Below are 22,566 nucleotides of genomic sequence, written 5' to 3'. Positions count from 1 at the left end.
GAATGAAAAAATATTATCTCATAATTCTTCTGGGTCTATTATCGGTTACAGGTTTTTCCTTTGACCCGTTCCTTGTTCAGACTGGCGGAAATTCAATTCTGGCAACGGGTTACTGGGCAAATTACGGAAGCCCTTCAGACCTTTATGGGATATTAAACTCCGCAGTGTCCACACAAGTGCTCGAATACCGTCGAGCCGGCTCTGAAACCGTTGAACGCGAACTCCATATTCTCTTTTTCGATCCCTCTGAGGGTGGAATGGCCGGAATCCTCGAGTGGGTCATGGACGCTGGCCTTGTCAATGATTATCGTTCGATAAGTTATACCGTTTCCGGACCTTTATCACCAACAACCAATTATGGAGTAAAATTGAAGCTCGATGTTGAAGATATAACCACTCCCGGTCTGGATACCTACTGGCTCATGGCAAGTGCTGGAATAACCGGAGCTACAGGTGATTTTGTGCAATACGTCGCCGCTTTCAACAACGCCTTGATCTGGACAAGCCTTTCTAACAGCACAGCTGAAAAACTCGACTTGTTCGTAGGATTCAGAATAGTAACCCTTCCCTTCAGGCTAGGAATAGAGTTCGGTACCAGAGCTGGAATGAACGTCAGGTACGCTGGTATCTCCCTCGATCTGAAGTTGTTCGACGCTCTGGCGCTGAGGGGAGGCGTGAGCTACAACGTCGATCTGAACTGGACAAACAGTGACGTCGTCGTTGGCGGAGGATTCCAACTTACCGCAGGAAATATGGGTCTCTCTCTTGGTGTTGGCGCAAATCTCAACAACACTATCACCGATCAGAACATCGATATCGAGTTCATGTGGGGAGCAACATTTTTTGGTAGATGGTAAAAATGGTAAAATTGATTATATCTTCTGATTGAAATTCATGGTGGAGGTGGTCTTATATGAAAAAACTTTTTCTCATGCTAGTCACAGTATTACTCATTTTAGCAGCCTGTGGACCTACAGAATGGGATTTGAATTCCGATAAACTACATGGTGACAAGAGCGGGGTCAGGGTTGTTGCAAAGTTACCAAGCCCGTTTACACCCAGCATACTTCCGGGCGATGCGGATCCATCCAGCAAATCATATACAGTAAAAACCATTGTGACCATTGCGGGAAGTCAAGATATTGTGAATACCATTACGGCAACTTATGATTCCACTCAGTCTACATTTGAGATTGGAAGCATTTACCTTTTGAAAGGTATTCCTTACGATCTTTATGTTCTTTTTTATGATCCTACCGAAACTCCGAGTTATGAAGTCGGTTCGGAGACTGGCATGGCAAGATATCTGGGTTATCTTGGAAACTTTACCGTTGATAGCGCAACAAGTGCAACCGTCACATGTTACGAGGCTACATTTACCAACCTCCAAGTTACCGCCGCTGCAACCCCGGAGCTTTATGTCACCACAACCGAACCCTTCACCGGTGAGGAAAAACTCTTTGCGGTATTTAACGTAAGCGTCGATTACAAACTAATAGGTTCAACAAATATTGAACAATTCATTCCCGCCGCTGCAACCACATACGGTGTATTCCAAAATATCGGTAGCTGGGAAATACCTGCTGGTCAGGATCCTTACAAAACCTATGTAAGTGGTGAAGGCTTTATAGATAGTAACATCACAGCAGGAAGCGGTTTATCCTACAACTTAGTAGATTCCTGGGTAACGTTATCAGGTCAGGTTGCTGTTCCTCTTGATAGCACAACTATGCAACCTGAGATAAATACCACAACCGCCCCCTTGAACTTCTTCACGAGAATAAGCAGCCCATTCATTGATAGATTTACGGAAGCCTTTGACATCACAACCGATGTTCTCAACCTCTTTAAGGAACTTCCGATATATTCAAATTGAATTTAAGCTAAAAAAGCGCCCCATCTGGGGCGCTTTTTCTTTGGCGGAAAAACTACCGAAGCTCCTTCAATCTCTCATCCACAGCATCCAACAACTGTTTAACATCTGTGGCCTCAGGAGTTAATTCCGAAAGCTTCAGGAGATAATCTCTCTCGGTTCCCAGATACTGAAGTTTCAACCTATTATCCAGTGGAAGATTGCATGCATTTTCATAGGCGTCAACGAGTAACTCAAGCGCGGATTTCCTCAGATCTTCAGATACACTTTCGTCTTCCACGATTTTTTCAACAAGCCTTCCTTCCAATCCCTTAATCAGGTAACCGAGAAGCGTCTCCGTAGCATTTTCACCAAGGTATTGTTTGTATGCATTTATGTAGCTCGAAAATATATCAGAATCCGCCAGAACAGGCTGAACCTGATTTTTGTAAAAATTCTCCGTGTACAGATAAACGGCTTTAGGATTATCGGAATCGAAACGATAAAGATATTCTAGAAGTTTTTCTGAATCAGGAGCTTTGTCGTAAAGATACCATGCCACTTTTTTAGCCTTATTCATGATTTCCCGCATGTAATTCCTGATTTCCTCTAACCTGAGGTGCACATTTTCAATCGAATCGACTCCAAGGATTTCAGCGTAATCCAGGAGCTGTTTAACGTTTTCGTTTTCCGCAGCTTTATCCTTTAATTCGGAAAAATGCTCAACACCCTTTTCCTCTTCCGGCAATCTCTCACAAATTCCTATTATCGTTTTGAAAGCTTCTTCACGAGATTCATATTGTTTGAGCTCATCGTCCGCCATTTGTATATAAAACGCGGCGATAATCCCGGGAACCCCTGCTTTCAATTCGTTGTTTTCATCGAACAGTGAATTAACGATGCGGTTATAGAACTTCCCAGGATCGGTCAGATTCGCCAGTTCGCCAAAGGTTTTCAGATCTTCTTCGTAAATGATATAGTGTATCTTTTTATCCTGTCTATACTTTGTTATCCAGCCAAGAAAGGCCTCATTCTCAAACCGACTCATTATGTCCTCATAAGCCTTGCTATTCTTCAGATCTTCATATGAGTCAAAAGTGGTCTTGCTGTTCACTTTTATAAGATGATAACCGTAATCGGTTTTCACCGGCCCTACAATCTCACCGGGAGTGGCAGCGAAGGCTGCCTCTTCAAATTCTAAAATCACGGTACCATGTTTCAACTCTCCAATATTTCCTCCCTGCTGGGCTGAGTATTGGTCCAGAGAATACCTTTTGGCTGCTTCTTCAAAAGAAAGCTCCCCTAAAAGTATCTTTTCTTTCAGCTCCATCGCGCTTGCTTCAGTTGAAACAAGTATATGAGCTGCGTTAACACTTTCGTATTCATTCTTAATGTCAGTCTTATTTTTTTCAAAATATTCCGTTGCACTCGCATCATAATCCGGAACGATTGCATTGAAGACATTCTGGCTAAGGGTTCTCACAAACACAATATCCTCAACGACCTTTCTAAAGTTTTCTATAGAACCGTAATACATCTCAAGCTGTGCTCTGGTTGTCTCATCCGAGATGTATCTTGAAACAAGCTCATCTGTGATCTGTTGAACCTGAGCCTCATCTGGAAATACATCCTGCTCCATAGCAAAAAAGGCCATAACCTTTCTATCAAGCAAAACCTTCAGGACACTATATCCCAGCTGTATCTCGCTTGGCAGCGATTCTTTTCCAAAATACTTGTCGATACTCTGTCCCTGGCTTTCGTAATTCGCCAGAGCCCCTTGAAGAGCACTTTCGTACTCATCGTATCCAACCTGGAAAGCATGAACCCCTGTAATTGTTCCATCAACAGTAAGTTCGGCAATAATGCTGTTGGTAAAACCCAATACCCCTAAAACAAATACAACCAAAATAATCAGGAATTTCTTCACAAAACCACATCCTTCCGTTATAAATAACCTACATACAATACTATCATGATTGGAAGCAACAAATTCCCTACTTTTTCCCTGTTACATAATATGCCTCTACATCCTGAATCACTATTAGCCCATCAAATGGTAGTTCTCTTACCCTGGATGCCAGAAAATTTATCCTCTCTTCCACATCAATTACTTCCACTACAATTGGAAGATCTTCAGAAAGGGTAAAAAAATCGTTCCTGTGTATATGTCTTTTTTCACCGAATCCCATAATACCTTTTATCACCGTTGCCCCTTTTATTCCGTTGTTGTAGCAAATTTCAAGGATGTGTTCGTACATTTCCTTGTGCTGGTACCTATCCTTTTCGCCAAGATATACGCTCATCTTCTTCATTTTCATCATCTACCCCTCCCCAAAATGAACCCGAAGTATGCAGCCATTACACTGAGTGAAATTGTAAGTAGAAAATACAACGCCCCTCTAAAGGAAGACTTTGATATGAGAGTGATGAACTCATATGAAAAGGTCGAAAAAGTCGTAAAAGCCCCCAGAAAACCGGTTCCGACAAGATAAATATATCGGGGATCTATACTAACCCTTTGTGCAGATGAAATCATGAGAAAAGCAAGCAAAAAAGAGCCAATAACATTCACCAGTACTGTTCCCCACGGTATCAATCCAATCGGTGCAAGGGAGTTAACCACTTTAGAAAGAAGATATCTGCTTATCGCTCCCGCTGCTCCACCCGCACCTATCAAAATAAACTTCGACATAGCCACAACACCTCACTTTTCATACCAATTCAGAACCTGCTTCTTACACTGAAATATATGATAATCCTTTTCTTTCTATTCTACCAAGCTATAAAGAATATTTTTAGGGAACTAACACTTAATACAAACGACAGAGTCGATTGGTAAAGTTATTAGCAAAAGGAATTAGAAATCAAAAACCCGCATTGAAGATTGCAAACACCTAAAACTCGATAAAATAGCGATGAATGCACAAGGAGCATATTGTTAGAATGACAATAGGTTGAAGTTAACACTCCATTACTCAGTATAGGCTATCTGTTCACCCCCTTGTTAGATATCATAGCTCTTGTGATATAATTTCCCTGTAAGAAGTTCAGAATAGGAGGTGAAGGAACATGAAGAAAGGCCTTTTATTGGTTTTACTTTCCCTTATCATTGCCAGTTTTTCTTTCGCTAATATCCTGGTGGGTGGTGGTCTTGTACTTCATGCCACCAAGCTCGAAACAGGAAAAGTATCTCTACCCGGGGGCAGTTTGAGCATTCAGATACCGCTTGCTGAGAATTACGGTTTTATTCTCAACGGCGAAATTGCAATGCGTGCACTAAATAACAAAGCAGCATTCGGAAGCGTTGATCTGTACTATACGATTACCGAAATTCCCGGAGGTATTGCCATCAATGCTCTCGGTGTTCTTGGAATTCTAGTTGACACGGTTGACGGAGAGCCCGATATCCCTGGCGTTGGAGATTTGCATGTAGCTCCTGGTGTTGGAATGCAAATCATAGCTCCTGTAATGAACGATCTCTACCTATCGGGATTCTTCAGATTCATGTGGGTTAAAGACTATCCAGCAAACCTGTATATTGGACAGGGATTGCCTGAGTATTTTACCAGTGGTCTGCAGGTCATCTGGACATTCTAGGTATTGTGAAATTCAAAGGATTTATTTTCCTGGTATTATTGCTTGTTATAGCGACTGCTGCGTTTTCCATTGAAGGGTACGATAAGTATTTGCATTTTTCGGTAAGTTTCACCGCCTACGGCATATCCAGGTATTTTTTTGGAGAAGTAGGCGGTTTTCTTTTTACAACACTGCTCGGGGTAGGAAAAGAAGCTTACGACTTCATTTCAGGAAGAGGCTGCGCTGAGTTCGGGGATCTAATCGCTGATTTTACGGGAACATATTTTGGGCACTATTATTGCTCTTTTCTGAGTTTTCGACCTATCCTGATCTTCTATTTATCGTTGTAAACCATACGACGCAGATCTACCGAAGGCTAATTTGTCGGAGTTTCCTTTTTTTAGCAGCCTCAAGGATTTTTCTCACCTTTTCAACATTTTCATTCGATTCACCTTTAAGGGTTTTCCCCTTTTCCAGTTTCATGAGAATTCTGTCCAGTTCCTCATAGCTCATACCAAACATAAATTCATCTGTAATGCCGGGAACCAAATCCGGCGAAGGTGCTTTTCTCCGAATTCTTTCAGGAACACCCAGAAGTTCGGCCAGTTGATAGACCTGTGTTTTGTAGAGATGCATTATCGGCTCTACATCCACCGCGTCATCTCCCCACTTAACGTAAAATCCGGTGGCTTCTTCTGTTTTGTTGGTAGTGCCAACAACGACGTAGTTTCGCCTCTCAGCTTCAAGGTATAACATACACATTCTCGCACGATGCTTGACTCTGTAATAAGCCAGCCCTTTCAAAAATTCTGCATTACCTTTACTTTCAAGATCATCAATAAAAGGGTTGTCGGAATACGAAAGCTCTCTCATTTTCTTCCTCACATAATTTTCCTGAAGCTTTCTGGGGATGAACATTGCAGCGGGCTCAAGTTTATAAACACCCATAACCCTGAGTAACTTCGTGATGGGTTTGATCGCATAATCTATTCCAAGATATTTACAAACAAGTGTTGCATCGCTCACTGTCTCCGGTGATGAATCTCTTTCTGGCAAAATCAGGCCATAAACCCTATCGCGCCCAAGGGCTTCAACACAGAGTTTACCGACAACGGCTGAATCTATCCCGCCGCTAATACCAACAACAGCTCCTTGAAATTCATACTCATAAACCGTCTTCTCGATGAATTCCATGATTTCTTCTTTCATGTTCTCAACACCACCGACCTAAAAAGGGGGCTGGTTTAGCCCCCTTTTTCGTTATTTGCCTGAAAGAATATTCTCTATCTCATTCATCACATCATCGGTTAATTTGCTTTTCACCTCAAGAGCTGCCATATTCTCATGCAACTGGTTCACACTGCTGACTCCCAGTATTACACTGCTGACATGAGGATTCTTTAAACACCAGGCTAAAGCCAGTTGAGACAATTTAGCATCAAGTGACTTTGCAATCTTTTCCAGTTTTCGAACCTTTGAAAGTGTCTCATCACTGAGTAGTCCCTTCTCTTCAAGACTCTTTCTCAACCAGGAAAACCTCGCCAATCTACTCCCTTCGGGGATACCATTGTTATATTTTCCGGTTAATACCCCCGATGCAAGGGGACTCCACGTTGTCAAACCAATGCCGTATTTCTCGTAAATAGGCGCGTATTCTTTCTCAACCTTTTCCCTAACGAGCATATTATACTGCGGCTGCTCTACAATCGGAGGAATGCAGTTGAGCTCTTTACAGACCTTATGAGCTGCTTCAAGCTCTTCGTAACTCCATTCGGACGTTCCCCAGTAAAGAGTAAGGCCGTTTCTTACAAGATAATCCATTGCGAGAACGGTTTCTTCGATAGGGGTTTCTGGATCTGGTCTATGGCAATATAAAATATCTACATAATCCAGCTGAAGTCGTTTCAAAGATCCCCAGGTTCCTTCCAGCAGGTGTTTGCGGGACAACCCTTTCTTATTCGGTCCTTCCCCACCCCAAAAAATCTTCGTCGAAACCACTATGTCCTCTCTTCTGAACTCTTTCAAAACTTCTCCAAGCATTGATTCTGCCATGCCATTGGCATACACCTCAGCCGTGTCAAAGAAGTTAATTCCATTTTTAAAAGCTTCCCTTACGCACTCTTTAGCTCCACGAATGTCAAGCTGGTTTCCAAAGGTCAACCAAGAACCAAGAGAAAGTTCACTGATTCTAATTCCCCATTTTCCAACCTTTCTATATTCCATGCTTTCTCCTCCTTTTGGTATTTGCCTCTCATATATTATTATACGTTAAGTAGAATAAAAATCAAAAGAGTACTTTTACAGAAGATTCACCTCGGTCTCCGGCAAGCTTCAGCAGATTTTCAAATTCCCAGACATTTCAGGATGATACCGCCGATCATGGCAATCAAAACGCTGGCAAGCGTACCTATCAGATAATATTCAGCAAAATCTTTCTCAGCGAAGTTCTTGAATCTGGCAAGGGATTTCGCAGCAATAACGAAAGCAATCGAAGCCACATTCCCTGTTATATAAAAAGTCAAAACAATGGCCCTTTCAAATATCCCTATAACCTTCCCGGTTTTTACGTTCTTCAAAACAGATGATGACCCCGCGATCCTTTCAAGAGAGCCATCTTCTTTCCTGTATATAAAATTGATAAGCTTCCTCATTAAAACCGCGCCGCCAAAAAGAACATATATGTAGATTATAGCTACCAAAAGAATCTTTTCAACAGGCAGCTGCGATAGCTCAATACCGGCATATTTTGAAATTGAGCTCATAGTTTTACTAAAAGTTTCGTTAAGCTCGAAGGTAAATATAGGGAGAAAAAACACGATTACAACCAGATGCATAATCTGATCTATGAAAAACAAAAAAAGCTCCCTGGCAGGAGATCCTACCTTTTCAAAAAGCGCCTTAAAAAGATCAAGGGTTATATGTATAATCGATAACCAGAGGGCATACCAGAAAACCACTTTGAAATCATACGCCAGCAACAATATGAAAAGCGTTACGAATACAGCAAGCCAATGAACAAAGAGCGCTTTTACGCACATTCTGCGCTTTTCATCCGCAATGTTATCGGATTGAAAGATGAAGTCAGCCATAACATGACCCAGAATCGATAGCAATAACGGTATCAAACCATCGAACCTCCGATCTTCTACCTGCCCGGGTTGATACGTACGATTTCAACTATTTTTAATTGAATTTATGTTTTTCAACCCCAAACCATTGAAATCATCGCCGGTTATCTAGAAAAACGCTGAGAAGGAAAGCTATATTCTGTTCAACTTTACGCACAACTTTCCATTTTGCGCTTTTGCAGCGTTGCTGAACGTTCTGAATGGATACTCCCAGAAGTGAAGCGGCTTTTTCATACGTCCCCTGCTGTTCGTATATATGGACAGCTTCCCATTGCTTTTCGGTCCAGTCATCCACAATTGTATCAAGAAGCAAAAATATCGTGTTCAGCGATGTATCCAGGGTTTCTATACCACTCTTAACAAAAGTTCGACTGATCTTCAAGCTCTTGGCTTCTTCAAGGGCAGCCCTTGCGTTGAAAAAAGCTTCACCACTAAGTTCCCACGAAGAACGCGCCCTGTTTAAACCCGTTGTATCTATTTCACCAATTCCAACCCCGATCCGCAATTCAAGAGGCCTGACGATATACCTCAATCGGCGGACGACAGCAGGCAGTTCATCAAAAGACCCCAGGACCGCCTGCAACTCATCTCCCCTTGAAACTGTAAACGGCATTATTGCCGATGACACCTTTAATTTTTTTAGCTTCCCGGAAAGCTCTTTCATATATTTTTTCTGTTTCCTTGATTCCACAATATCCGCAGTGATAACAATGTAAAGACCCATAATCACTTCCTCAAAAAGGGATTTTCAAAATCTTCTGCCAATACACAAATGATTCTATCATATTGTCTGATTTATCCCGCTATCACACACCGCACAGAATCCCATCGAGAAACTCGCGAATCTTTTCTGAAGAGGAATCAAAGAACTCTTTGGGGGAAGTATCGATAACAATCTGACCATCTTCCATAAAGACAATGCGGTTGGCTATACCTTTAGCAAAGGCTATTTCATGAGTAACAACAACCATGGTGATCCCTCTTGTAGAAAGTTCCTTTATCACGCCCATTACCTCTCCTACAAGAGAAGGGTCGAGAGCGGAAGTAGGTTCGTCGAAAAGAATCAGATCAGGTTCCATGGCGAGGGCCCGGGCAATTCCCACTCTTTGTTTCTGACCGCCTGACAGCTGTGATGGATAACTTCCCAGTTTATCCGAAAGGTGCACATCGGAGAGCTTCCTGGCGGCGATCTCTCTGGCTTCAGACCATTTCATTCCCTTGACCTTCACCAGACCCAGAGCAACATTATCAAGAGCAGTTAGATGGCTTATCAGGTTGAAATTCTGAAAAACAAAACCTATTCGTGACCGAACATAACGAATAACCTTTTTCTTTCTACTTACTTTTTGCCCACGGAAAAATATATCTCCGGACTCCGGTTCAATAAGCAAATTCATAGTCCGAAGTAACGTTGTTTTACCTGCTCCTGATTTACCGAGTATAGCTACAACATCACCTTGATGTATATCGATTGATACATTTTTTAATACCTGAAAAGAACCAAAGAACTGTGAGATATTCTTGACACTTAAAACAAGAGAATTCATGGTATAGCCAACCTCCTTTCTAAATACCTCCCGACCAAGGAAAGAAGGGAGGTTATGGCTAAGTAAAATCCTGCCAGCACTAGATACGCTTCAAGGCTTGCAAGTGTTTGAGTACCTACCTGCCTTGCTCTCATAGTCAAATCACCAAGTGCAATTACTGAGACGAGAGAACTATCCTTTACAAGACTCACCATCTGTCCGACAAGAGGTGGAATGGAAATCCTTAAAGCCCTTGGAAAAATAATCGATCCCATGATCTGATATTTATACATTCCCAATGCTTCACCAGCTTCAATTTCGCCACGAGGGACGGCTTCTATTCCTGCACGGAATATTTCACCTACATAAGCACCTTCAAAAAGTGCTAGGGAAATCACTCCCGCCCAAAAACGGTTTATTGCTACCACAGAACCAATTCCGTAGTAGATCAGGAGAATGATTACAAGAAGAGGCATATTTCGGAAAAACCAAACATAAATCATACCGAGCTCTTCCAGAACTAAAATCCTGGAAGTTCTAAAAAGTGCTATTATAAAACCCACCAAGAGTGACAACCCAAGCGCTGTAACACTCAACCGGAGTGTTGTCATCAATCCATCAAAAAAGAGTCGGCGATACTTCAGTATCACCGACCAATTAAAGGGATACACCTTCGAAAGGGAGGCGTAAATAGAAAAGAATATCAAAGTTACCGTGATCACTAAAAGCACTCTGGACATGAACTTCAGCATCTTTTCACCTCATACTTACAATTCTGGTTCATATTCAACAAACCACTTTTCTTCCAGGAGTTCCATGAATCCTGATGATTTAAGTCCTTCGATAAAATTGTTGATCCAATTTAATGTTTCAGGATCATTTTTTCTAATCGCAACCCCAAGTTCTTCACTGGTCAAGAATCCATCAGCTACACTCAGACGATCGTATTTTTTCGCCACGTACTGTGCGTATATAGAATCCACGACCGTGAAGTCAGCCCTACCCGAAGCAACCTGAAAAGCTGCTTCATCCATGGAGTCAAAGGTTAAAATTTTTGCTCTGGGGAACAACCTCCTTGCCGCTTCATCTCCTGTAGTTCCTAGCTGCACTGCAATTCTTACAGAGGGATTATTCAGCTCTTCCAGAGAAGGAACTGAACTAATTTTCCTGTTGTTGTAGACAAGAACCTGACCAATCTTAAGGTAAGGCTCGCTGAAATCAACTTTTTTAGCCCGCTCATCTGTTATTGTCATCCCGGACCAGATGATGTCGAATTTTTCAGACAGCAACGCAGGAATAATGCCATCCCAGTTCACAACCACGAATTCGAGTCTAACACCAAGAAGTGTTGCCATAATCTTGAGAACGTCAACTTCAAGTCCTATACGGTTACCGTACATGTCGGTTCCATACAAGGGCATATACCCGGCGTCCTGACCTACTCTCAACACACCTCGTTCTTTGATTTCATCGATCAAGCTTCCGAACGTCAAGCTCACCAAAAGAATACTTACAACGACTACCAAGAAAGTTGTTCTCCTCACCACAAACACCTCCTCTGATATAAAAAAAGCCGGGCGATTTCTCGCCCGGCGTTCCTCCTTTATCTACAGCACGTTCAAACTGTGCTGCCGACGGAAAAACCCGGGCAACACCGTTTGACATGCTTCTTTGAATTTTCTTTTTTCAAACAAACAGGCATCTCTTTGACCATAAATTCTCTCCCCTGCGATTATGAAAAAGTTTTGTTGTATATTACCAGAAGAATCCCTATCAGGTCAAGTAACCGAATTGCTTCAAAAAAAATCTACTCGAAAAGGGAACGTTGCGTCAAAAATAAATCTACTCGAAAAAGAGGGATAATCTTCTCGAATACCAAAGAAGGTAGGCGAGAAGATGAAGAGGTTAGATATGAAAAATGTGGTGGAAGATTATTCAAAAAGGTACAGAAAAGCTCGCAAAAAAGAAAAATCCGAGATTCTAGATGAATTCACCCGAGTTACCAAGTATAATCGTAGTTACGCATCGTTTTTACTACGAGGAGCCTTGAAAAAGCGAAAGACAACCTCACCCAGCAAGAAAAAAGGCCGAAAGAAAAAATATGATCGTAAAGTCTTCGTGAAACTCGTGAAGATATGGGAGATAATGGATTTTCCGTGTGGTAAAAGGCTCGAAGCAGTGATGGACGAAGTAATAGATAATCTTGTTCGTAATGGGCATCTAACATTGACTGAAGAAACAAAGAGGAAGCTTCTTAATATAAGTGCTTCCACTATCGATAGATTGTTAACCAGCGAGAGGAAAAAGATGGAACTCAAAGGACGATCTCATACAAAACCCGGAACTCTTCTGAAAAAGCACATACGAATAAAAACACATTACGAGTGGGACGATACAAGACCAGGCTTTGTTGAGATTGATCTCGTTGGGCATGATGGCGGGAGTGTAAGTGGTGATTTTTGCTACAGCCTCAACATGGTAGATGTAGCAAGTGGTTGGAGTGTAGTGGCACCAATAAGAAACAAAGCGCAAATCTGGACATTAAAAGCTATAATTCAGTTGAGGAAAACGCTTCCTTTCACTTTATTAGGTATTCACTCAGATAACGGATCAGAATTCATTAACAGACACCTATACCGTTATTGTGAAGATGAAGGGCTTCTATTCACCAGAACCCGGAGTTACAACAAGAATGATAATTGTCATGTCGAACAAAAGAACTGGTCTGTTGTAAGAAGAGCCGTTGGATATTACAGATACGATACAGAGGAAGAATTCCAAATACTGAAGGAGTTGTACGCGTCGCTGAATCTGTACAATAATCATTTTCAGCCAAATCAGAAAATCGTTGAGAAAATTAGAAAAGGAAACAAGGTAAGCAAGAAATACGACCGTCCTACTACACCATACGAAAGGATCATGCGATCTCCCTGGGTTGACCAAGATAAAAAAGACAGGCTTCGCAGACAACACGAAGCCCTAGACATTTACAAACTCAAGAGTATAATAACACATTTGCAAGAGCAATTACTGAGCATCCAGATTGACAAATCGAAAGGAGGGATCCTCAACTATGTCCCTCTCAATTTCAAGTAGATTCTATTTTGAGGCATCCAATCTATTTCAAGTAGATTTATTTTTGAGGCATTACGGTAACTTTTCTGTTTCTAAAGCCTTTTACAAAAATTGAAATCCTTGTGACCAGCATTAATTGAGAACAAGAGATGATTCCAATATGGTATAATAGAGGAGAGCTTCTTAAACCCCTTTCATAAATGTCAATGGTTTTACTTTCGTAATACGCTCAAAAACCGTTCATCCAATTCTGGCTCGTTTACATGCCGGGTAAGTTTTTTGTACTTTCAAAAATTCAGGGAGGTGCTGTTATCGTGGGTAATCCAAAATATCTCACCAGAATTGACCAGATTTCTCAACTCGATAAAACTGAAAAAGAAAAGCTAAAAAAGGTTACGGAAAAATTTGTATTCAGGACTAACGAATACTACTTGAATTTAATCAAATGGGACGATCCCAACGATCCCATCAAAAGGATAATCATTCCATCGATGGATGAACTCATCGAATGGGGAGAACTCGACGCTTCCAACGAGCACAAGTATACGGTTGCACCCGGGCTGGAACATAAATACAAAGATACTGCTCTGATGCTCGTTTCACGTGTTTGCGGCGGCATTTGCCGTTTCTGTTTTAGAAAGAGGGTTTTTCTTGCTGGAAATCGGGAAATCATGATTGATGTTGAACCCGGATTGGAATACATAAAAAAACACAAAGAGATTACGAATGTTTTGCTCTCTGGTGGAGATCCGTTGATGCTTTCAACAAGTAAATTGGAAAACATAATAAGCAGGTTGCGAAAAATTGATCACGTTCAGATTATTAGAATTGGAACAAAGATGGTCGCTTTCAACCCTTATAGGATTATCGACGATCCAAAGCTCATAGAACTACTCAAAAAATACAGTACTCCCAAAAAACGTATTTACATAATGACTCAATTCAACCACCCAAGAGAGATAACGGATGTTGCCATCGAAGCAATCAATCTCCTTAAAGAAGCAGGCACAGAACTGGCAAACCAGACTCCGTTGATCCGCGGAATTAATGATAGTCCAGAAACACTCGCTGAACTGTTCAGAAAACTTTCCTTTATAGGGGTTCCACCTTATTATGTTTTCCAATGCCGACCGACAAAAGGTAACAAAGCTTACTCTGTTCCGATCGAAGAAGGGTACGAGATCTTCAGAAAAGCGACCGCAATGGTTTCAGGATTAGCTAAAAGAGCACGTTTTGCAATGTCCCATATGACAGGAAAAATTGAAGTTGTTGGTCTTGATGACGAACATATTTATATGAAATACCATAGGGCGGCTAAACCCGAAAACTACAACAAATTCCTGATACTGAAAAGAAATCCTGAAGCATACTGGCTTGATGATTACGAAGAGACTCTTTCTCTGATCACTGTCTAATTCACCCTCAAAAAAAACAGAACAAAAGCTGTGGCGTATCCACGGCTTTTGTTCTCTATATCACCTTTTTAAGCCATTTTTTAGAACTTATAACAAAAGCAGCTGCAATTGCGATAGAAATGTTACTGATCAGCATTGCATACCAGATTCCAAGAGTTCCCATTGACAACCCAAATAAGTATATTAGAGGTAGGCGTATACCCCAAAGCCTGACGATATTCAAAATCATAGAAGCGACCGTATAACCGGAACCCCTCAAAGCAGCATCGAATATATTGAAAGTGGCATAAAATGGAATTGAAAGAGACACGATCCGAAAATACCGGAATCCCTCAACCAGTACATCCGGTTCATTTATAAAGAACGCGGTTACTTCTTTGCCAAAGAAAAAAGTTCCAGTACACATAGCACCCACAATAACCATATTTATTCCCGCAGATTTCCATACAACCCTGTAAGCATCGTCATTTCTTTCTGCCCCGAGGTACTGACCAACCATAGCTGATGTTGCCTGTGCAAGGCCGAAAGAAAACATTGTCGCAATAGAAGTAACCCTATTACCAACACCCACTGCAGCAGTGGCAACAGGCCCAAATCTGGATATTATTGCCATTATTATTAAAAAGGCAAAAGCGGTAACTGATTGCCCCAACGATGATGGAAACCCAATTGAAAATATTTTCTTGATCATATAAACATCTGGCACCATATCGTGAAACGTCAGTTTTATTCCCCGTCTACCACTAAAAAGTATGTACAGCGCGAAAATGACAACCACTCCACGGGATATAACTGTTGCCAGTGCAGCTCCAAATACTTCAAACCGAGGAAAACCGATACCGAAAATCATCAGAGGGTCTAGCACGGCGTTGAAAAGAACCGACAGACCCGTTAATATCATTGGGGTAACTGTATCACCCCAACCGGAAAACAGGGACGCAATAGCAAAAGTTCCAAAGGTTAATGGGGCACCAAAGAATATGGTTTGCATATAGATCCTGGTGCTGTCAAACATCTCCGGTGGAATCCTCATGAGCTTCAAAATACCACCACTGAATATTCCACCAATAATCCCAATAACTGTCGCAAATATTGTACTTATCAATATGATCTGTCCTGCAGCTTTTGACGCTTTCTTGAAATCCCCCGCCCCAACATACTGGGATACCATCGCAAGTCCGGCAACCCCGAGACCACTCCCAAGAGAAATCAAAAGAAATATGGCAGGCCACGCTATCGTTGGAGCTGAAATGGCTATCTTTCCCAACTTTCCCAGCCAGAAAGCATCTATGACGTTGTACAGCGTCTGGAACAGCATAGAAAGGATGGTAGGCCACGCAAGTTTAAACAATGCCGGTGTCATCTGCTCATTCAATATATAAACTCTCTGCACTGATACTTACCCCCAAAAAGTTAGCAATCAGAAGCAATTATACATGATTTTTCCGCACCATACTCAAAAAAAGCCCGGAGCTTAAATAGCCCCGGGGAAACTCAATCGCACTTACTTAACTTATCTGTTGGTACCCGGTGTGAACACCACCTGTTCAGGTTGTGGATTCTGATCGTAACCGTCAGCCGGTATTTCACTGGCAGAAGCCTCGACAATTCCACCAAGTGTTGCAATGGATATTACATGCCTCGTCACGAGCCAGTTACTGATCGACTTCATCTCGACCGTGGTTGGGAACTCATCGTCAAGCAGGACCGTGCTCTTCGTGTTCCCGATACCGGAGATTTCGAGAATCGTTTCGTTCTCCTTGAGCAGGATCTTAGGAGAAGCAAAGTTTTCATTGTAGGTTTCGACAAAAACGGAATCTGTTTCTACACCTTCAAAGGTCAGTTTTAGTGTCTTACTAAATTCGATACCTGTACTGGCATCTGGAACGATTGGTGACCATTTCTTGTTCCACTCATCGGCGTACTTCAGGTATTCCTCACTGACCTTTTCATGTTTCCATATGTGGATGAGCCATGCCCTGGTTATCGTGATGTCGGTACCCGTGGCGTTATAGAAGATTACAGGCTCATTGTAGAATTCGTAGTAATTTTCCGGACCACCCGTTACAACCCCATTTGCAAGAAGCTCTTTGTATTCCTCGCTGATCAAAGCCATAAGCAGCGTTGTCTTAATAGAGGTTTCAAGAGCGGCGTCTTTCGGCTCGGAAACCACTTCAGTACTCAAGTAATTCCCTTCAAAGTCCTTGTAGTTGAGGTTTGCTGGAATTGCGAGCAGAGCCAGTTGTTTGGCTGTATCGGCGACTGGTCCGGCATAGAGATTACCGTTTTCATCAACAACATACTTTATACTTGCTTCTCCGAGATCGACAATTGGAATATTTCCATCAATATCAGTCAGAGCTTCTAGCTTTTCTTTCACTGCGCTTTCCCAAACTACATAACCACTTTCGGTTTTTACAGCTCCATTGTTTACTAGTGTTTCAACGTTGAAGTCAGCAAACTCTTTAAGTTTCACTATATAGAGGGAATCGCTCAAAATGTCAAGAACTTCACGAGGTATTACTACAGGCTGGAGATTTCCAGTTCTGGCACTATTGAGTGCAAATGTTGGCCACTGGCCGTTAGCGATGCCACCATTATCATCGCTAAGTGCGTACATATATCTATCGTGGGATCCAATGTACACTGTTCCATCATCAGTTACCAGCGGGCTTGCCCAGATCCAGCCATCTGTTATAAGCCTCCATTTAATGCTTCCATCGGATTTCAGAGAGTAAAGGCCTCCATCCATGGAACCAAAGATAATGTTTCCATCTTTTGTCAACGTCGGAACGGAGTGAACGGGTCCATTGGTCTCGAAGCTCCAGCGTTCGGTACCATCAGGATTGATAGCATAGAGCTTCCAGTCATAAGATCCTACGTAAACCGTTCCATCAGGTCCTATAACTGCTCCGCCTCTTATTGGATTGGCTGTTTCAAATGTCCACACGAGATTTCCATTTCTATCAACTCTGTAGAGGATTCCATCATCGGAACCGAAAATAATGTCTCCATTTTCGGCAATCGCAGGACTTGATTCGACCCAATCACCGGTTTCGAAGCTCCATTCAATGTTTCCAGCATAATCGACAGCATAAAGCTTCTTATCTGCAGCACCAAAGTAAACCGTTCCATCATTTCCAACAGCCGGGCTGGAAACAATCTTCGAACCTATTTTGAGTTCCCACAGGATAGTTCCCGCAGGAGAAACAGCGTAGAAGTATCCACTAGCTGTACCAATGTAAATGGTCCTATCACCAGATATAGCAGGGCTGGCGTTTATCTTACCGTTGAGCTTGACTGACCATTTTTCCGTACCATCTGGATTTACGGCGTAGAGAACACCATTTGTGGTACCAAAGTAAATGGTGCCATAATCGTCAATAGATGGCGTTGATTGTTCTACTTGAGCACCAGTTTCAAATTTCCAGACTACCTCGCCGTTTTCTGGATTGTAAGCATAGAGTTTTCCATCCACAATGTTGTAAATTGGGCTATTTTCAAGACAGGCAGCAGATGAATAAATCAATCCGTCCTGCAGATGTTTCCAGAGAACGTCGATAAAGATAGTTGGCGTAAATGACCATACATCACTTTCGGCTTCAAATCCATTATCTTTCGCTACAACTTTCCAGTAGTAGGTTTTACCGTATTCTAACCTTGGAAGTTTTAATTCAGTATCCGCCGTGTTTTCAGCAATCTTTTCCAGGCTATCAGCCGTTTCACCGAAGTAAACATCGTACAGAATTCCTTCGTAGTCGTATTCGGAATGTGTCCATTTGAGCGTTACAAACGGTGTCACATTTATTGTTCCGTTTTCCGGTTCAATCAAGATGGGTTTCTGAGGAACGTTCACGACAGTGATTGTGAACTCAGTAGCAACTTCATCTATACTGTCAGTTACGCTAACCTTAACTAAATGCTCGCCAGCTGTATCGTAGTCTGGTGTGTAAACATAACTACCATCAATGATTTCACCGGGGCCTTCGACAACTTCAAAGCCGAGAACGTCACCGTCAACATCGCTAGCGTAATCAAGTAGATTTACTGTCAGAGTGGCTCCTTCGTTTATACTCACGTCCGGGATTGCTATCTCAGGTTTGTGGTTGATTGTTCCAAAGCTCCACACATCGGTTTCGCTGCTCAATGAATCCGGTCTGTCATCCCAGACTTTAACCTTCCACTGGTAATTTGTGTGTGGTTTGAGAGCAAAGCTCTTCTCTAAGTGCTCAAGAGCGTCGAAAGACAGGGTCTCGCCAGTTATCAGATCAGTTATGTAAAGGTTGAAGAGCAGTTTATCACCGTCGGGATCAGAAGCATTCCATGTAAGTTTCACTTCAGGCTGTTCTGCAGCGTCGAAAACGGCCCCGTTTTCAGGAGCAACCAGTTCAACGGTTGGCATTCTATTGACATCGTACACGGTTATTCTGTAAACCTTAACGGCACCATCGATTCCATCAGTAACACTAACCTTTATGAAATGAGTCCCGGATGCTTCAAAGGAAGGTGTCCAGCTATAGAGACCTTCAGGCGTGAGAGTACCGTTGCCTGAAAGCAACTCGTACGCAAGAGGATCGCCATCAATTTCTGTGGTGTAATCCCTGAAGTCAATCTCAAGAGTTTCATTCTCTTTGATGTCAAACTCAGCATCCAGCAAATCAGGTGGATTGTTCAGGGTAGTGAAACTCCATGTCTGACTTTCGCCGGTAAGTGAATCAGGTCTGACATCATGGGCAACAACTTTCCACACATACTTCGAGTGAGGTTCGAGCGTAACCGTAACACTCGTATCCTCAATACCTTCTATGACCGCTACATCTGGTAAACCATCGATACCATAGTAAACATCGTATACGATCTTATCTCCATCAAGATCTTTACCAATCCATCTCAGAGTCAGCTCAAGCCCCTGATTGGTTGCCCCATCAACAGGAGAAACAAGGTCAACCATTGGTGCCTGGTTGAGATCGTATACAGTAACTGTAAATTGATCTAACACCGAATCTATACCATCAGAAACTTCAATTTCAACAATATACGTTCCTGAAGCATAATAATCTGTTTTGTATTCGTAATACACACCGTCTTCCTTTTCAATGAGAGCGCCAACTCCAGAAACGAGTTTAAAGCTCAAAGAATCTCCGTCAGGATCATGGGCGTACTCACCCAGTTTAACTACCACGGTTTCAGTTTCCGTAGCTTCCTGATCCGGTACACTGAGCTCAGGTAGATGATTAAGGGTCTCAAAGCTCATAATCTCGCTACTCGTAGAATCAGCATAATCGTAAACATCAACCTTCCAGAAGTACCTTGTGTGAGGTTTCAAAATCGGTTGAATCTCGAAAGCATAGTCTTTTGCACCCGTTTCGTCCACATTTTCAACTGTTCCCTGAATTCCCGAATCTACAAGCTGAAGATCGTCTGGGGATTCCCCAAGGTACAGATCAGCAAAAAGTTCATCACCGTCGAGATCTTTGCTGGCCCAGCTTAGCACCGTATCAGTTGGCAATTCAGTTGCTCCGTCTGCCGGAAAACAGTTGAATGGAGCAAAAGGTACACGATTTTTATTAAGAACTGTAAGCACGAATTCAGAAGAGGCTTTCTTGCCGTAATCGTCGGTTACCCCTATTTTAACCAGGAAGGTTCTGGAGGCGTCCGGTCCTGATTCGACAACATCGAAATCCGGCGTGTAACTGTAGCTGCTATTCTCAACCGTTCCAGGTCCCGAAATCAATGCAAAACTCAAGTCAGCGCTGTCAGGATCGCTGGCATGCTCTTCAAGATTTACAGAAAGCAGTTCTCCTTCTGTTACAACCTGCTCTGGAAGATCTAACTCAGGTGGGAAATCAAAGGTTCTGAAGGACCAAACGGGGCTTTCCGATTGCATCCCTCTGCCATCGTCAGCTACAATCTTCCAGTAGTACCATTTGTTACTTTCAAGTTCAGGTGCAAACGTATTTGGGTAATCCGGTGTGAAATAACCGATTTCAATCGGTTCAGTAAGAGGTGTAGCAGTTGACAGATAGATATTGTAGAAAAGAACATCTCCATCCGGGTCATCTGCTCCCCAGAATAACAACGCATCTAGTGGTATTTCCTCTACACCGTCTTTTGGAAAAATAACATCAGGCTGAAATGGTGGTCGATTCTCTGAGGTACTGTCAACTTTTACAACAACCTCTCCCTCAACTTTCTCAATACCATTATCAACGATGACACGTATCTTATACGCACCATCTTTTTCTGGAGCTTGCCAGATTGCAACGCCATTTCCATAATCTTTCAGTATCTTCCCATCCATGACAATCCATTCGTAGGCAAGCAATCTTGAACCTTTAGCATCACAACGTAACAATACCCTTCCACCTGGCCCCGTGATAAAAGGCTTTGCGGTAACTGTGTTGATCTTTAGCTCAATTCCAAAGCCTGTGAGGGTCAACAAAAGAATAGCCAATAAGACGACCAAAAACCTTTTCATTCCGTGCACCCCCTCTATGTTGACAATAATTTCTCACATTTAATAAGAAAACCCGGGGACATTTAGAAATCCCCCATTCAAATATAGCAAAAAACAGCAATAAAAGTCAATTATAGCAAACAACTCGCTACATCGGTTAACATCCTTTAAGATTGGTTAATCACCACATTCCCAAACTCAGGGATCGTTTATTGTCGGCAGCTTTCCAAATTAACGTTTTCTTTTACAATGAATTATGTTTTGCCGAATTATGTTTTGCCACCGTTGAAAAGTTTTGATTGAACACCTGTTGCAATATTTTTTACAAAACCGCTAACCTGTTCCAAAACTATTTTTCTATCCTCTGGGTTTTCCACGAAATCCAATTTATCACCATCAACCACAAGTTTTGGAGATAATTCAAATCTGCTAAACCATTCTTCATAAAGATTATTGAGCCTTTCCAGATACCTGGGATCGATATCCGACTCGTAACCCCGGCCGCGTTTCTGGATACGCTTCAACAGCGTCGGCAGTGAGCATTTTATATATATCAGTCCTGAAGGCGGGGTTAAATGGTCCGAAAGGGTTGTAAAGGTATCATGATACAGCTTCCAATCTCTTTCATCTATGTATTTCATCATATGAAGGTTTCGGGCAAATATTTCAACATCTTCGTAAATAGTCCTGTCTTGCAGGATAACCGTTCCCTCATCCTTCACCTTCTTCAGGAAATCAAAACGCTTTATTAGAAAAAAGAGTTGAGAATGAAAGGCCCATCTATGCATATCCCTATAAAAATCTTCGAGGAATGGGTTTTCATCTACCGCTTCGTAAACGGCTGTAAATCCCAATTCTTTTTGTAAAAGCGATGTCAAAGAAGATTTCCCGGCTCCTATATTTCCGCAAATACCTATTATCATGGTAATCTCTCCTCTATCAACGAGTATATCTTTTTGAGATCACTGTGGTTTCTCACAAAGTCCATTTCTGTCGTATCGATTTTCAACACCGGCGCGCATGCGTAGTTCCCAAAAAAGCTTTCATAGGCTTCGGCAAGGTTCGAAATATAACCTCTATCCATGCTTCTTTCGAAAGGTCGATCCCTCAAAGCAATCCTTTCCATGAGAACATCAATATCTGCATAAAGATAAACAACCAGGTCCGGCGTGGGCGTGTGGCTCTTGAGAAGCCCAAAAATTCTTTCATAAAGGCCTAGATGCTCACCTTTCAGAGTCAGGCTGGCGAAGAGCCTGTCCTTATCAAATATATAATCAGAAACAGCACCCATTCCCATCTGAAGAGTTTTCTTCAACTTCTCCTGCTGATCGAACCTGCTCACAAGAAAGAAAAGTTGGGTCTGAAAAGCCCAACGTTCCATGTCTTCATAAAACTTCGATAGAAAAGGGTTTTCTTCAACAACCTCAAGAACTGGCGGCAGTGCATACTCTTGAGAGAGATACCTCACGAGCGTTGTCTTTCCTACCCCGATAACCCCTTCAATTGCTACATATTTTCCTCTAAACTTCGTGAACAC

20 protein-coding genes are annotated in these 22,566 nt (G+C 42.2%); 6 read left to right on the top strand and 14 right to left on the bottom strand.

All coding sequences use genetic code 11. The features are described from left to right. The first annotated feature begins 2 nt into the window (after positions 1–2). Together KOLE_RS08515 and KOLE_RS08510 are read left to right on the top strand one after the other, a co-directional pair. On the top strand, positions 3–857 hold the full coding sequence (locus KOLE_RS08515; protein ID WP_015869017.1) for a hypothetical protein: 855 nt from the start codon (positions 3–5) through the stop codon (positions 855–857). A gap of 56 nt (positions 858–913) precedes the next feature. After that, positions 914–1,876, top strand: a complete 963-nt coding sequence (locus KOLE_RS08510) for a hypothetical protein (protein ID WP_015869016.1) — start codon at positions 914–916, stop codon at positions 1,874–1,876. Positions 1,877–1,928: 52 nt separating this feature from the next. Here KOLE_RS08510 and KOLE_RS08505 read toward each other — a convergent pair whose 3' ends face one another. The 3 genes from KOLE_RS08505 to crcB form a co-directional block, all read right to left on the bottom strand. Continuing rightward, positions 1,929–3,779 (bottom strand): peptidylprolyl isomerase, encoded by a 1,851-nt coding sequence (locus KOLE_RS08505; RefSeq protein ID WP_015869015.1) that lies wholly within the window; start codon positions 3,777–3,779, stop codon positions 1,929–1,931. A 67-nt stretch (positions 3,780–3,846) separates the two neighbouring features. Then, the gene (locus tag KOLE_RS08500) at positions 3,847–4,173 is read right to left on the bottom strand and encodes a DUF190 domain-containing protein (RefSeq protein WP_015869014.1); all 327 of its coding nucleotides are present in this window, start codon (positions 4,171–4,173) and stop codon (positions 3,847–3,849) included. Then, positions 4,170–4,544: a fluoride efflux transporter CrcB gene (crcB, locus tag KOLE_RS08495; protein WP_015869013.1), complete on the bottom strand. Its 375-nt coding sequence runs from the start codon at positions 4,542–4,544 to the stop codon at positions 4,170–4,172. The genes KOLE_RS08500 and crcB overlap by 4 nt, the downstream gene beginning before the upstream one ends. Before the next feature lie 377 nt (positions 4,545–4,921). Here crcB and KOLE_RS08490 point away from each other — a divergent pair, with 377 nt between their 5' ends. Then, positions 4,922–5,449 (top strand): hypothetical protein, encoded by a 528-nt coding sequence (locus KOLE_RS08490; protein ID WP_015869012.1) that lies wholly within the window; start codon positions 4,922–4,924, stop codon positions 5,447–5,449. A gap of 5 nt (positions 5,450–5,454) precedes the next feature. Continuing rightward, positions 5,455–5,778 (top strand): hypothetical protein, encoded by a 324-nt coding sequence (locus KOLE_RS08485; protein ID WP_015869011.1) that lies wholly within the window; start codon positions 5,455–5,457, stop codon positions 5,776–5,778. A 16-nt stretch (positions 5,779–5,794) separates the two neighbouring features. Here KOLE_RS08485 and nadE read toward each other — a convergent pair whose 3' ends face one another. The 7 genes from nadE to KOLE_RS08450 all read right to left on the bottom strand — a co-directional run bounded on the left by nadE (position 5,795) and on the right by KOLE_RS08450 (position 11,626). Beyond that, positions 5,795–6,637, bottom strand: a complete 843-nt coding sequence (gene nadE, locus KOLE_RS08480) for an NAD(+) synthase (protein WP_015869010.1) — start codon at positions 6,635–6,637, stop codon at positions 5,795–5,797. Positions 6,638–6,688: 51 nt separating this feature from the next. Beyond that, positions 6,689–7,651 (bottom strand): potassium channel beta subunit family protein, encoded by a 963-nt coding sequence (locus tag KOLE_RS08475; protein ID WP_015869009.1) that lies wholly within the window; start codon positions 7,649–7,651, stop codon positions 6,689–6,691. A gap of 119 nt (positions 7,652–7,770) precedes the next feature. After that, positions 7,771–8,553, bottom strand: a complete 783-nt coding sequence (locus tag KOLE_RS08470) for a DUF3307 domain-containing protein (protein ID WP_015869008.1) — start codon at positions 8,551–8,553, stop codon at positions 7,771–7,773. 97 nt (positions 8,554–8,650) lie between these two features. Continuing rightward, complete coding sequence (locus tag KOLE_RS08465) at positions 8,651–9,280, bottom strand: SatD family protein (RefSeq protein ID WP_015869007.1); 630 nt, start codon at positions 9,278–9,280, stop codon at positions 8,651–8,653. Between the two features lie 82 nt (positions 9,281–9,362). Next, positions 9,363–10,103 carry an amino acid ABC transporter ATP-binding protein gene (locus KOLE_RS08460; protein ID WP_015869006.1) on the bottom strand — a complete coding sequence of 247 codons (741 nt, stop codon included), beginning with the start codon at positions 10,101–10,103 and terminating at the stop codon, positions 9,363–9,365. Further along, the gene (locus KOLE_RS08455) at positions 10,100–10,834 is read right to left on the bottom strand and encodes an amino acid ABC transporter permease (protein WP_015869005.1); all 735 of its coding nucleotides are present in this window, start codon (positions 10,832–10,834) and stop codon (positions 10,100–10,102) included. The genes KOLE_RS08460 and KOLE_RS08455 overlap by 4 nt, the downstream gene beginning before the upstream one ends. 15 nt (positions 10,835–10,849) lie before the next feature. Continuing rightward, positions 10,850–11,626, bottom strand: coding sequence for a transporter substrate-binding domain-containing protein (locus KOLE_RS08450; RefSeq protein WP_148208024.1), 777 nt, complete (start codon positions 11,624–11,626; stop codon positions 10,850–10,852). A gap of 367 nt (positions 11,627–11,993) precedes the next feature. On the opposite strand from KOLE_RS08450, the gene KOLE_RS08445 reads away from it, so the two are divergent. After that, positions 11,994–13,178 (top strand): ISNCY-like element ISKol11 family transposase, encoded by a 1,185-nt coding sequence (locus tag KOLE_RS08445; RefSeq protein ID WP_015868496.1) that lies wholly within the window; start codon positions 11,994–11,996, stop codon positions 13,176–13,178. A 293-nt stretch (positions 13,179–13,471) separates the two neighbouring features. Then, on the top strand, positions 13,472–14,572 hold the full coding sequence (locus KOLE_RS08440; protein WP_015869003.1) for a KamA family radical SAM protein: 1,101 nt from the start codon (positions 13,472–13,474) through the stop codon (positions 14,570–14,572). Between the two features lie 55 nt (positions 14,573–14,627). Here KOLE_RS08440 and KOLE_RS08435 read toward each other — a convergent pair whose 3' ends face one another. The 4 genes from KOLE_RS08435 to KOLE_RS08420 all read right to left on the bottom strand — a co-directional run bounded on the left by KOLE_RS08435 (position 14,628) and on the right by KOLE_RS08420 (position 22,566). Further along, the gene (locus tag KOLE_RS08435; protein WP_015869002.1) at positions 14,628–15,965 is read right to left on the bottom strand and encodes an MATE family efflux transporter; all 1,338 of its coding nucleotides are present in this window, start codon (positions 15,963–15,965) and stop codon (positions 14,628–14,630) included. A gap of 120 nt (positions 15,966–16,085) precedes the next feature. After that, positions 16,086–21,050: a PQQ-binding-like beta-propeller repeat protein gene (locus KOLE_RS11245; protein WP_015869001.1), complete on the bottom strand. Its 4,965-nt coding sequence runs from the start codon at positions 21,048–21,050 to the stop codon at positions 16,086–16,088. 248 nt (positions 21,051–21,298) lie between these two features. Continuing rightward, positions 21,299–21,952, bottom strand: coding sequence for a deoxynucleoside kinase (locus KOLE_RS08425; protein ID WP_015869000.1), 654 nt, complete (start codon positions 21,950–21,952; stop codon positions 21,299–21,301). After that, the gene (locus tag KOLE_RS08420) at positions 21,949–22,566 is read right to left on the bottom strand and encodes a deoxynucleoside kinase (RefSeq protein WP_015868999.1); all 618 of its coding nucleotides are present in this window, start codon (positions 22,564–22,566) and stop codon (positions 21,949–21,951) included. Before KOLE_RS08420 ends, KOLE_RS08425 begins: the two co-directional genes overlap by 4 nt.

This window comes from Kosmotoga olearia TBF 19.5.1 (assembly GCF_000023325.1).
GTDB classification, from domain to species: Bacteria; Thermotogota; Thermotogae; order Petrotogales; family Kosmotogaceae; genus Kosmotoga; species Kosmotoga olearia.
This window is presented reverse-complemented; position numbering and strand designations above follow the sequence as displayed.

Coding starts and splice junctions, on each gene's coding strand:
- KOLE_RS08515 (WP_015869017.1), top strand. CDS start 3: ATGAAAAAATATTATCTCATAATTCTTCTGGGTCTATTATCGGTTACA.
- KOLE_RS08475 (WP_015869009.1), bottom strand. CDS start 7,651: ATGGAATATAGAAAGGTTGGAAAATGGGGAATTAGAATCAGTGAACTT.
- KOLE_RS08460 (WP_015869006.1), bottom strand. CDS start 10,103: ATGAATTCTCTTGTTTTAAGTGTCAAGAATATCTCACAGTTCTTTGGT.
- KOLE_RS08490 (WP_015869012.1), top strand. CDS start 4,922: ATGAAGAAAGGCCTTTTATTGGTTTTACTTTCCCTTATCATTGCCAGT.
- nadE (WP_015869010.1), bottom strand. CDS start 6,637: ATGAAAGAAGAAATCATGGAATTCATCGAGAAGACGGTTTATGAGTAT.
- KOLE_RS08455 (WP_015869005.1), bottom strand. CDS start 10,834: ATGCTGAAGTTCATGTCCAGAGTGCTTTTAGTGATCACGGTAACTTTG.
- KOLE_RS11245 (WP_015869001.1), bottom strand. CDS start 21,050: ATGAAAAGGTTTTTGGTCGTCTTATTGGCTATTCTTTTGTTGACCCTC.
- crcB (WP_015869013.1), bottom strand. CDS start 4,544: ATGTCGAAGTTTATTTTGATAGGTGCGGGTGGAGCAGCGGGAGCGATA.
- KOLE_RS08425 (WP_015869000.1), bottom strand. CDS start 21,952: ATGATAATAGGTATTTGCGGAAATATAGGAGCCGGGAAATCTTCTTTG.
- KOLE_RS08510 (WP_015869016.1), top strand. CDS start 914: ATGAAAAAACTTTTTCTCATGCTAGTCACAGTATTACTCATTTTAGCA.
- KOLE_RS08465 (WP_015869007.1), bottom strand. CDS start 9,280: ATGGGTCTTTACATTGTTATCACTGCGGATATTGTGGAATCAAGGAAA.
- KOLE_RS08445 (WP_015868496.1), top strand. CDS start 11,994: ATGAAAAATGTGGTGGAAGATTATTCAAAAAGGTACAGAAAAGCTCGC.
- KOLE_RS08500 (WP_015869014.1), bottom strand. CDS start 4,173: ATGATGAAAATGAAGAAGATGAGCGTATATCTTGGCGAAAAGGATAGG.